At 74.4% G+C, this 9,688-nt stretch carries 12 protein-coding genes and 2 pseudogenes; 6 read left to right on the forward strand and 8 right to left on the reverse strand.

Features of this window, described 5'->3' with window-relative positions; all coding sequences use genetic code 11:
- Positions 1-146 precede the first annotated feature (146 nt).
- The 4 genes from AB0B41_RS38070 to AB0B41_RS38085 form a co-directional block, all read right to left on the reverse strand.
- Positions 147-599, reverse strand: a complete 453-nt coding sequence (locus AB0B41_RS38070; RefSeq protein WP_358211889.1) for a nuclear transport factor 2 family protein — start codon at positions 597-599, stop codon at positions 147-149.
- Positions 592-1,077, reverse strand: coding sequence for a hypothetical protein (locus AB0B41_RS38075; RefSeq protein WP_358211890.1), 486 nt, complete (start codon positions 1,075-1,077; stop codon positions 592-594). The genes AB0B41_RS38070 and AB0B41_RS38075 overlap by 8 nt, the downstream gene beginning before the upstream one ends.
- Positions 1,078-1,170: 93 nt before the next feature.
- Positions 1,171-1,983, reverse strand: coding sequence for a crotonase/enoyl-CoA hydratase family protein (locus AB0B41_RS38080; RefSeq protein WP_358211891.1), 813 nt, complete (start codon positions 1,981-1,983; stop codon positions 1,171-1,173).
- A 22-nt stretch (positions 1,984-2,005) separates the two neighbouring features.
- The gene (locus tag AB0B41_RS38085) at positions 2,006-2,623 is read right to left on the reverse strand and encodes a helix-turn-helix domain-containing protein (protein WP_358211892.1); all 618 of its coding nucleotides are present in this window, start codon (positions 2,621-2,623) and stop codon (positions 2,006-2,008) included.
- Here AB0B41_RS38085 and AB0B41_RS38090 point away from each other — a divergent pair.
- The 5 genes and pseudogenes from AB0B41_RS38090 to AB0B41_RS38110 all read left to right on the forward strand — a co-directional run.
- A pseudogene (locus AB0B41_RS38090) lies at positions 2,622-3,002 on the forward strand (winged helix-turn-helix domain-containing protein); the annotation flags it as partial. The gene AB0B41_RS38085 and the pseudogene AB0B41_RS38090 overlap by 2 nt on opposite strands.
- Before the next feature lie 110 nt (positions 3,003-3,112).
- Positions 3,113-3,445, forward strand: a pseudogene (locus AB0B41_RS38095) (BTAD domain-containing putative transcriptional regulator); the annotation flags it as partial.
- Positions 3,446-3,517: 72 nt separating this feature from the next.
- On the forward strand, positions 3,518-4,060 hold the full coding sequence (locus AB0B41_RS38100; protein ID WP_358211901.1) for an AAA family ATPase: 543 nt from the start codon (positions 3,518-3,520) through the stop codon (positions 4,058-4,060).
- Positions 3,964-4,719, forward strand: a complete 756-nt coding sequence (locus tag AB0B41_RS38105; protein WP_358211893.1) for an IclR family transcriptional regulator — start codon at positions 3,964-3,966, stop codon at positions 4,717-4,719. The genes AB0B41_RS38100 and AB0B41_RS38105 overlap by 97 nt, the downstream gene beginning before the upstream one ends.
- Before the next feature lie 45 nt (positions 4,720-4,764).
- Positions 4,765-5,940 (forward strand): 4-hydroxybenzoate 3-monooxygenase, encoded by a 1,176-nt coding sequence (locus tag AB0B41_RS38110; RefSeq protein WP_358211894.1) that lies wholly within the window; start codon positions 4,765-4,767, stop codon positions 5,938-5,940.
- Between the two features lie 81 nt (positions 5,941-6,021).
- Here AB0B41_RS38110 and AB0B41_RS38115 read toward each other — a convergent pair whose 3' ends face one another.
- Both AB0B41_RS38115 and AB0B41_RS38120 read right to left on the reverse strand, forming a co-directional pair.
- Positions 6,022-6,855 carry an NAD(P)-dependent oxidoreductase gene (locus AB0B41_RS38115; RefSeq protein WP_358211895.1) on the reverse strand — a complete coding sequence of 278 codons (834 nt, stop codon included), beginning with the start codon at positions 6,853-6,855 and terminating at the stop codon, positions 6,022-6,024.
- A 53-nt stretch (positions 6,856-6,908) separates the two neighbouring features.
- On the reverse strand, positions 6,909-7,277 hold the full coding sequence (locus tag AB0B41_RS38120; RefSeq protein ID WP_358211896.1) for a VOC family protein: 369 nt from the start codon (positions 7,275-7,277) through the stop codon (positions 6,909-6,911).
- A 100-nt stretch (positions 7,278-7,377) separates the two neighbouring features.
- On the opposite strand from AB0B41_RS38120, the gene AB0B41_RS38125 reads away from it, so the two are divergent.
- Entirely contained in the window at positions 7,378-8,151 is a 774-nt protein-coding gene (locus AB0B41_RS38125) for an LLM class F420-dependent oxidoreductase (RefSeq protein WP_358211897.1), read from the forward strand.
- 6 nt (positions 8,152-8,157) lie between these two features.
- Here the strand turns inward: AB0B41_RS38125 and AB0B41_RS38130 are convergent, their stop codons facing one another.
- Both AB0B41_RS38130 and AB0B41_RS38135 read right to left on the reverse strand, forming a co-directional pair.
- On the reverse strand, positions 8,158-9,195 hold the full coding sequence (locus AB0B41_RS38130; RefSeq protein ID WP_358211898.1) for a uroporphyrinogen decarboxylase family protein: 1,038 nt from the start codon (positions 9,193-9,195) through the stop codon (positions 8,158-8,160).
- 16 nt (positions 9,196-9,211) lie between these two features.
- A partial coding sequence (locus AB0B41_RS38135) for a zinc-binding dehydrogenase (protein WP_358211899.1) occupies positions 9,212-9,688 on the reverse strand: 477 nt, incomplete at its 5' end.

The following is a 9,688-nucleotide window of genomic DNA, read 5'->3' on the forward strand; positions in this document are numbered from 1 at the left end:
GGCCGTGTGGCGGGGCCCCGGCCGCGCGGGCCCCCGCCCCCCCCTCACGACCGCGGCCGACCTGCGCCGATCCTGCTCCGCGCGTCCCACCTGCCTTCTCCCGGGCGGTCCGCAGGGCGAGGATCGCCTCGGGCTCGACGGCGCGGTCAGGGCGCCTCCACCGGGCGGCGGTCGGGATGGCCGGTGAACTGCGCAGGATCGCCGGGCGGGTCGGACGCGATGCCGATCAGTGCCATGTGCGCGATCGCCCAGCCGTCGCCGCGGCGGACGAGGCGTTGGGTGTACCGGCCCCAGAAGTGCCAGACGGTCTCGCCGCCGGCGTGGTACGCGTAGAGGCTCGCCGAAATCCGGGCGGTGTCCCCGTCGACGTCCACCAACGCGTTGCTCGCGTGGTGGCTGGTCCGCTCCCAGGCGGACAGGGCGGTCCGCAGGTACCGGACGATGTCCGCCGGCCCGCGGTACTCGGTGTTGAGGATGTCGTAGACGCCGTCCTCGGTGAACAGGGCGCCGATGGCCTCGACGTCGCCGGCGTCGACGCGGTCGAGGTAGGTGTACAGCGGGCGCAGCGGGTCGGCGAGCCCGTGGAGCCGCTCACCCACGGCCGGAGACCACCCGCTGGTACTCGGCCGCCTCCGCGGGATCGGCCGCCTCCAGCCCCATGACCGCGCCGAACATCTGCCCGGCCACCCCGACCAGGCAGACGAAGGCGACGAGCTCCACGATCTCGTCCTCGGTGAACTCCTCGCGCAGGACGTCGAACTGGGCGCCGGTGATCCCGGCCGGGTCCTGCGCGATGAGCTGGGCGAAGGCCACGGCGAGCGACTCGCGCCGGTCGGCCGCGCCGGGGCGGTCGCCGGTGTCCAGCGACGCGCAGTACTCGCAGCCGATCTCGCCCGCGGTGGCCCGGCGCAGCGCCTCCTTGAGCGACCCCGGTAGCAGCCCGTGGAACCGGGTCGCCGCGTCGAGCCGGGCGAAGGCCTTCAGGATCTCGGGGCGCCGGCCCAGCGTCCTGGCCAGGACGCTGTTGGTGACCGCGTTGCCGGACTCGTCGACGGGCAGCGGCGTGATCCGTGGCATGTCCGCACCTCCCTCGGTGTGCGTCCGACACTGCCAAACGGTCGTTAGGCGCTCAACCGCGATCACCTGATCGGCCGAGGAGGGCCGGGGCCTCTAGTCGCGGTAGACGGCGGGGCGGCGCTCCATCGCGGCGGCGAGGGCCTCGTCGAGGTCGGCCGAGATCAGCATGCCCGCGTTCCAGGTCGCGACCTGGTCCAGTGCGTCGGCCACCGTGTGGTCGCGGGCGTAGGTGATCGCGTGCTTGGTGCCGCGCAGGGCGAGCGGCGGCTTGGCGGCGAGCGAGGCGGCCAGCTCGGCGACCCCGACGGTGAGCGCCTCGGCGTCGGGGTACACGCCGTTGACCAGCCGCAGGCCGAGCGCCTCGCCGCCGCTGACGGTCCGGCCGGTGTAGGCGAGCTCGCGGGTCACGCCCTCGCCGACGATCCGCGGCAGCCGCTGCAGGACGCCGACGTCGGCCACCACGGCCATGTCGATCTCCTTCACCACGAACCGCGCGTCCTCGGTGCTGTACCGCAGGTCGCAGGCGGTGGCGAGGTCCATCCCGGCGCCGACGCACGCTCCGTGCACGGCCGCGATCACCGGGACGCGGCACCGCTCGACGCTGGTGATCACGTCCTGCAGGTCGAGGATCGTGCGGCGCAGGGCCTCCGCCGCCCGACCCGCGCAGTCCGCCCCTGTGCCGGCACGCAGGCTGCCGAGCATCTCGAGGTCGATACCGGCGCAGAAGTGCTTCCCGTTGCCCGCAATCACCACCACGCGGACGGTCGGGTCGGCGTCGAGCGCGTCGACGGCCGTGCGCAGCTCCGACCAGAGCGTCCGGTTCAGCGCGTTGGCCTGGGCGGGCCGGTCGAGCCGCAGCTGCGCGACGCCGTCCTTCGCCTCCACGGTGAGCGTCTCGAACTCCATGGTGTCCTCTCGCGGGTACCGGTCAGGTCAGACCGTCGGTGAGCATCTGCCGCGCGAGCCGCTTCCACAGGTCCAGGTGCGGGTCCGTGGTGGGGTCGCGCGGGTCGATCGCGTAGGTCAGCGCCACGCCGCGCATGCTGGTGAACATCAGCTCCCGGACGTCGTCGAACGCCGGGTGGGTGGAGTGGACCGGCCCGAACAGCGCCGCGACCACGTGCTGGATCGCCAGGCCCAGCCGCCGTTCCTCCGGCAGCAGCTCGGCGCGCAGGGTCTCGTCCGTGCGGGCGGCCGTCCACAGCTCCATCGCAGCCCAGAAGTAGGGCTGGCGGAAGGTCTCCCAGAGCAGCTCGACCGCCCGGTCGATGCGCTCGGCGCCGCTGGCCGTGGCGTGCGGCCAGCTCTCCATGTCCGTGATCCGCTCGACGGCGAGGTGCTGGGCGGCGGCGACGAGCAGCGCGGTCCGGGAGGGGAAGTGGTGCAGCAGCCGCCCGCGGGAGACCCCGGCGCGCTCCTGGATGGTCACGGTGGTGGCGCCGGAGTAGCCGTCCTCCACCAGGCTGCGCACGGCGGCGTCGAGGATCAGCGCGTGGCTGCTGGCCCGCCGCTCGCCCTGGGTGCGACGCGGGGTCGGTGCGGCCATGCCCGGGAGGGTAGTCGGCTCCGGCCGGGTTTCCCGGCACCACCGACTGTTTTGCCCGCCCGATCTGGGCGGGCGCGCGAAGATCGGGTTGACCGACGCCGTGGTGGTCCGGGTCGCGGTGCTCGGCCCGGACCGGGCCGAGGTCGCCGGCGTGCCCGTCGACCTGGGCGGGCCACGGCAGCGCGCGGTGCTGGCTCGGCTCGCCGTGGCGGGCGGCGAGGTGGTCTCGACCGACCTGCTCGTCGACGACCTGTGGCGCGGCGAGCCGCCGCCGCGCGCGCTCGGCGCCCTGCAGGTCCACGTCTCGCACCTGCGGCGGGTGCTCGAACCGGATCGGCGGCCGCGCACCCCGGCGACGGTGCTGGTCAGCGAGCCGCCGGGGTACGCGCTACGGCTGCCCATCGACGGCCTGGACTCCCGCCGCGTGGGCGCGCTGCTCGACGCCGCGGCGGTCGCCCCGCCGGACCGGGCGGAGGAGCTGCTGACCGAGGCGTTGCGCTCCTGGTCGGGCCCCGCCCTCGCCGAGTTCGCCGACGAGCGCTGGGCCCCCCGGAGGCCGCCCGGCTGGGCGAGCTGCGGCTCGTCGCGACCGAGCGGCTCGCCGAGGCCCGGCTGGCGCGGGGCCGGGCCGCCGACGTCGTGCCCGACCTGGAGCTGCTGCTGCGCGACCAGCCGCTGCGCGAGAACGCGGTGCGGCTGCTCGCGCTCGCCCTCTACCGCACCGGCCGCCAGGCGGACGCGCTCGCGGTGCTCGCGGCGGCGCGCACACGGCTGGCCGAGGAGCTGGGCGTCGACCCGGGGCCGGAGCTGGGGGCGGTGGAACAGGACGTCCTCACCCAGGCCGAGCGCGTCGCCGCGCCGCGAGCACTCGCGCCGGAGCCCGGGCCGCCGATCGTGGGGCGGGCCGCCGAGCTGGAGCGGCTGCGGGCCGCGGCCGACCGCGCCCGGTCCGGGGCGGCCGTCGTGCTCGTGGAAGCGGACGCGGGCGGCGGCAAGTCCGCGCTGGTCGAGGCGTTCCGGTCGGGTCTGCCCGGCTGGACGGCCGCGCTCGGCCGGTGCCCGGAGGTCGACGGCGCCCCGCCCGGCTGGGCCTGGACCGAGTGGCGGGGGCGGTCATCGCTCTTCCTTCTCGGGGTGTGCCGCCACCCCGCGGCGGCCTGCTCAAGCTCCACCTGCGGCCGACTTGTCGTGCCACGTCGCCGGCCCCGACTCGCGGGTGCGGAGGGCGCGACTCGCGGGGGCCAGAGCGCGACTCGCGGTGCCGGAACTCGCGACTCGCGGTGCCGGAACTCCCGACTCGCGGGCGGGGGTGGTTGTCGCCGAGTGGGAGGATCGGGAGTGTGGCGGGCAACCTGTCGACCCCGGGGGCGAGTGTGGCGTCGCGGGTGTTTGCGCTGCTCGGGGCGTTCGACGCCGAGCATCGGGCGCTCTCGCTGACCGCACTCGCGGAGCGGGCCGGGCTCCCGCTGGCGACGGCGCACCGGCTGGCGGGGGAGCTCGTCGGGCTGGGCGGGCTGGAGCGGCGGAGCGACCGGTACGTCGTCGGACGGCGGGTGTGGGACCTGGGCCTGCTCGCGCCCGTGCAGGCGGAGCTGCGGCAGGTCGCCGCGCCCTTCCTGCACGACCTCTATGCCGCGACCCACGCGACCGTGCACCTCGCCGAGCGCGCCGGCACCGAGGTGCTCTATCTCGACCGGCTCTCCGGCCGCGCGACGGTGCCCGTGGTCAGTCGGGTCGGCGGGCGGCTCCCGCTGCACACCACCGGCGTCGGGAAGGTCCTGCTCGCCCACGCCCCGGACGACGTGTTGCGGGCCGTCCTCGCCGACCTCTCGCGCGTCACCCCGTACACGATCACCCAGCCCGGCCGGCTGCGCGAGCAGCTGCGCCGGGTGCACCGCGAGGGGTTCGCGCAGACCGTCGAGGAGATGAGCCCCGGCGCCTGCTCGGTCGCGGTCCCGGTGCGACGCGGCGCGGACGGCCAGGTCGTGGCCGCGCTCGGGCTCGTCGTTCCCGACCTGCGGCGCGGGCGGGCCCGGCTGGTGGCGGCCCTGCAGGTCGCGGCGGCCGGTATCGGCCGTTCGCTTTCCACTGAGTGAAAGGTCGCGCTAGGCGTCGGGCGGCCGGGCGGACACACTCCTCCCATGCGTACCCAGGTCGCCATCGTCGGCGCCGGCCCCGCCGGGCTCCTCCTGTCCCACCTGCTCGACCGCGCGGGCGTCGAGTCGGTGATCGTCGAGACCCGTTCCCGCGAGTACGTCGAGGCGCGGATCCGCGCGGGCATCCTGGAGCACTCCACCGTGCAGCTGCTGCACGAGGTCGGGCTGGGGGAGCGGCTCGCCCGGGAGGGCGACGAGCACCGCGGCATCTACCTGCAGTGGCCGGGCGAGCGCCATCACCTCGACTTCGTGGACCTCGTCGGTCGCAGCGTCACCGTCTACGGGCAGACCGAGGTGACCAAGGACCTCGGGAAGGCGCGCGAGGCCTCCGGTCAGGAGATCCGCTACGAGGTCACCGACACCGCGGTGCACGACCTGGAGACGGAGCAGCCCTACGTCACCTTCACCGGCCCGGACGGCACCGCCGAGCGTCTCGACGCCGACGTGGTCGTGGGCTGCGACGGCTCCTTCGGCCCCTCCCGCGCCGCCGTGCCCGACGCCGTCAAGCAGACCTGGGAGCGCGTCTACCCGTACTCCTGGCTGGGCATCCTCGCCGACGTCGCGCCGTCGACCGACGAGCTGATCTACGCCTGGCACCCGGACGGCTTCGCGCTGCACTCCATGCGTTCGGAGCACGTCTCCCGGCTCTACCTGCAGGTCCCGAACGGCACCGACATCGACGAATGGTCCGACGACCGGATCTGGGACGCGCTCGCCACCCGCCTCGGCCACGGCCAGGACGGCTGGACCCTCACCCCCGGCCCCGTCACCGAGAAGTCCGTGCTGCCGATGCGCAGCTTCGTGCAGCAGCCCATGCGCCACGGCCGGCTCTTCCTCGCCGGCGACGCCGCCCACATCGTGCCGCCCACCGGCGCGAAGGGGCTCAACCTCGCGGTGGCCGACGTCGCGCTGCTCGCCCCGGCGCTGGCCGCGCTGCTGCGCGACAAGGACCCCGCGCTCGCCGACGCCTACTCGGACACGGCCCTGCGCCGGGTCTGGCGCTGCACCCACTTCTCCTGGTGGATGACGACGATGCTGCACCAGTCCGGCGACCCGTTCGACGCCCAGCTCCAGCTCTCGCAGCTGCGCTGGGTCGCGGCCAGCGAGGCGGGCCGGATGGGCCTCGCCGAGAACTACGCGGGCCTGCCCATCGGCTTCTGACCGGGCGCCAGGGCAGGAGCGAACGGCGCTCTCGCTCACCCGGAATGAGCGAGAGCGCCGTTCACCGGTCTGGACGAGAAATCAGCTGAGCTCGTCGACGAAGAAGTCGAGTTCGGGGTCGTCGCCGCCGCCGTAGCGGGTGAAGTCGGTGACGCCGGTCTCGCGCAGGATCTGCACGTCGATGAAGGTCTCGCCGCTGCGCTGCGGCGGCAGGGACAGCACGGCGACGGCGGCGTCGGCCATGATCTCCGGGTCGCGCGAGCGGTCCACGGTGTCGGTGCCGCCGAGCAGGTTCTGCACGGCCGCGGTCTTGATCGCGGTCTCGGGCCACAGGCAGTTGGCGGCGATGCCGGCGTCGGCGAACTCGGCGGCCCAGCCCAGCGTCAGGATCGTCATTCCGAACTTGGAGAGCGCGTAGGCCGGGAACTTCCCGAGCCAGTGCGGCGCCATCGTGACCGGCGGCGAGAGGGTGAGCACCCGCGCCCGGTCGGACTTGCGCAGGTGCGGGAGCGCGGCCTTGAACAGGAGGAACGTGCCGCGCGAGTTGATCTGCTGCATCAGGTCGTAGCGCTTGACGCTGAGCTCCTCGGTGCCGGTGAGGTTCAGCGCCGAGGCGTTGTTGACCACGATGTCGATCCCGCCGAACCGCTCGACGGCCTGCGCCGCGGCGCGCTCGACGTCCTCCTCCTTGCGGACGTCGCCGACCACGGCGAGGGCCTGCCCGCCGGCCTGCTCGATCTCGGCGACGGCGGTGTGCACCGTGCCGGGCAGGCGCGGGTCGGGCTGGTCGGTCTTGGCCAGGATCACGACGTTGGCGCCGCGCCGGCCGGCGGCGACGGCGATGGCCAGCCCGATGCCGCGGCTGCCGCCGGACATCAGGATCGTGCGGCGGGCGAGGGCGTCCTGCTCGCTCACGGGCTCCTCCTCTGCGCTGGGGATGCCCGGACAGTAACAGTCAGGACTGACCGCTACTGGGTGATCTCGACCACCACGAGCACGTTCCCGTCCGGGTCGCGCAGGGTGAACATGGGTGGGGCGTACTCGCCCAGGCGCAGCACCTCGGGATCGACGTCGACGCCGCGCTCCCGCAGGTCGGCGTGGGCCGCGTCGGCGTCCGGGCTGGCGAGCCGGACCGCGGTACCCAGCCCGCCCGGTGCGGGCTCGCCGGCGACCAGGGCGATCGACGTCGCCGAGCCGGCCGGGGCCACCTCGATCCAGCGGCCCTCGCCGAAGGGGGCGTCCCTCCGCTTCTCCAGGCCCAGCGCCCCGACGTAGAACTCCAGCGCCCGGTCCTGGTCCCGCACGGTGAGCGCCACGGTGTGGATGCCGCTGATCATGGTGTGCCTCCTCGGGTCGACGGCCGGTGGACCGTGAACGGCGTGAGAACTCATCGGCCCCGGGATGTCCGAGCGCACGATCGAGAGCACGATTGGCGGCATGACCGCTCCCGTCCGCATCGGGCTGCAGCTGCAGCCGCAGCACGCCGACTACGGCCGCATCCGCGACACGCTGCTCGCCGCCGAGGAGGCCGGCGCCGACGTCGTCTTCAACTGGGACCACTTCTTCCCGCTCTACGGCGACCCCGACGGCAAGCACTTCGAGTGCTGGACCATGCTCGGGGCCTGGGCCGAGACCACGAGCCGCGTCGAGATCGGCGCGCTCGTGACCTGCAACAGCTACCGCAACCCCGAGCTGCTGGCCGACATGGCCCGCACCGTCGACCACATCTCGCAGGGCCGGCTCATCCTCGGCATCGGCTCGGGCTGGTTCGAGAAGGACTACGCCGAGTACGGCTACGACTTCAAGACCGCCGGCCGCCGGCTCGACGACCTGGGCGAGGCCCTGCCGCGCATCCGCGACCGCTGGTCGAGGCTCAACCCGGCCCCGACCCGCGACATCCCGATCCTCATCGGCGGCGGAGGGGAGAAGAAGACACTGCGCTTCACCGCCGAGCACGCCACGATCTGGCACGGCTTCGGCGACGCCGACACCGTCCGGCACAAGTGCGCCGTGCTCGACGGGCACTGCCGCGACATCGGCAGGGACCCCGGCGAGATCGTCCGGTCCTGCGGCGTGCAGAAGCCGCCGGCGGAGGCCGCACAGGAGCTCCTCGACGTCGGGGTCTCGCTGTTCACGGTGGGCGTCGGCGGGCCGGACTACGACCTCTCGCTGCTCAAGGAGTGGATCGCCTGGCGCGACTCGCTCGGCTGAGTCCGGTCACGCGAGCTCCTCCCGGAGCAGGGCCGCGGCGCCCGCCATCGCCCGCATCTTGCCGACGGCCGAGTCGCGCGGCAGGTACTTCATCCCGCAGTCCGTGGCGATGACGATCTGCTCGGGCGGGAGGCGGTCGAAGGCGCGCCGCGTCCGTGCCGCGACCGTCTCGACGGACTCCACGGCGTGGTCGGACAGGTCGATCACGCCGAGGAGGATCGTCTTGTCCCCGAGGTCGGCGAGCACGCCCAGGTCCAGCCCGGACTGCGCGGTCTCGATGGAGATCTGGTCGGCGGTGCAGCCGGCCAGCTCGGGCAGGAACGAGTACCCCTCGGGGCGCTCGTGGATGATCGCCGCGTAGCCGAAGCAGAGGTGCACGACGGTGGTACCGGTGATGCCCTCGAGCGCGGCGTTCAGCGCGGCGAGCCCGTAGGCCCGGGCGGCGTCGGGGCGCGCCTGCAGGTACGGCTCGTCGATCTGGACGACGTCGGCGCCCGCCGCGAACAGGTCCCGGATCTCGTCGTTCACGGCGGCGGCGTAGCCCATCGCCGCGGACTCCAGGTCGGGGTAGTGGTCGTTCTGCGCCTGCTGGGACATGGTGAAGGGCCCCGGGACCGTCATCTTCACCGTGCGGTCGGTGTGCGCCTTGAGGAAGCGCAGGTCGTCGACCTGCACGGGGCGCGGGCGGGAGATCGGCCCGACGATCCGCGGAACCGGGTTGGGGTGCCCGCTGCGGTCCAGCGCGGTGCCGGGGTTGTCGACGTCGACGCCCTCGAGCGCGGTGGCGAAGTGGTTGGAGTAGCTCTCCCGCCGGATCTCCCCGTCGGTGACGATGTCCAGCCCGGCCTCCTCCTGCTCCCGGATCGCGACCCGGGTCGCGTCGTCCTGGGCCTCGGCGAGGTGCTCCGGCGGGATCCGCCAGAGCTCGCGGGCGCGAACCCGGGGCGGGAAGCGGCCGGCCAGTCGGGCGCGGTCGATCAGCCACTCGGGCTGGGCGTAGCTGCCGACCAGGGAGGTGGGCAGCAGCGGAAGCGACGGCGACACGGGGTCCTCCAGGGGGTCAGACGACGAGGACGATCCGGCCCTGCGCAGCGCCCGCGGCCTGGCGTTCCCAGGCCGCGCCGGCGTCCGCGAGCGGGACGGTCTCGTGGGCGACGGTCAGCTCCTGCCCGGCGAGGTGGGCGACCGACTCGGCGCGCTCCTCCCTGGTCAGGGCGTTGTTCGTGTAGCCGAGCACCCGCAGCGAGCGGCTGCGCAGCGTCGACGAGTCGACCGGGAAGGTCTCCCCGGCGGAGCTGCCGAGGTTGACCAGCCGTCCGCCGGGCCCGAGCGTCTGGGCCGCGGCGGCGGCCGGCACGCCGTAGAGCGGGTCGAGGACCAGTTGGGCCGGGCCGCCGGCGGCCTCGGCGAACCGGCCCGCGAGCTCGGCGACGTCGTCGGTGTCCAGCGCGACCACGGCGTCGGCCCCGGCGGCGGAGGCCCGCTCCCGGGCGGCGGCCGAGCGGGCGCCCGCCACGAGCCGGGCGGCTCCGGCGTG

The organism is Pseudonocardia sp. NPDC049154 (genome assembly GCF_040648315.1).
Taxonomy (GTDB): Bacteria; Actinomycetota; Actinomycetes; order Mycobacteriales; family Pseudonocardiaceae; genus Pseudonocardia.

Excerpts from the sequence above, each read along its gene's own strand:
- AB0B41_RS38110 (WP_358211894.1), top strand. The coding sequence starts at position 4,765 with ATGCGTACCCAGGTCGCCATCGTCGGCGCCGGCCCCGCCGGGCTCCTC.
- AB0B41_RS38075 (WP_358211890.1), bottom strand. The coding sequence starts at position 1,077 with ATGCCACGGATCACGCCGCTGCCCGTCGACGAGTCCGGCAACGCGGTC.
- AB0B41_RS38080 (WP_358211891.1), bottom strand. The coding sequence starts at position 1,983 with ATGGAGTTCGAGACGCTCACCGTGGAGGCGAAGGACGGCGTCGCGCAG.
- AB0B41_RS38085 (WP_358211892.1), bottom strand. The coding sequence starts at position 2,623 with ATGGCCGCACCGACCCCGCGTCGCACCCAGGGCGAGCGGCGGGCCAGC.
- AB0B41_RS38125 (WP_358211897.1), top strand. The coding sequence starts at position 7,378 with ATGACCGCTCCCGTCCGCATCGGGCTGCAGCTGCAGCCGCAGCACGCC.
- AB0B41_RS38120 (WP_358211896.1), bottom strand. The coding sequence starts at position 7,277 with ATGATCAGCGGCATCCACACCGTGGCGCTCACCGTGCGGGACCAGGAC.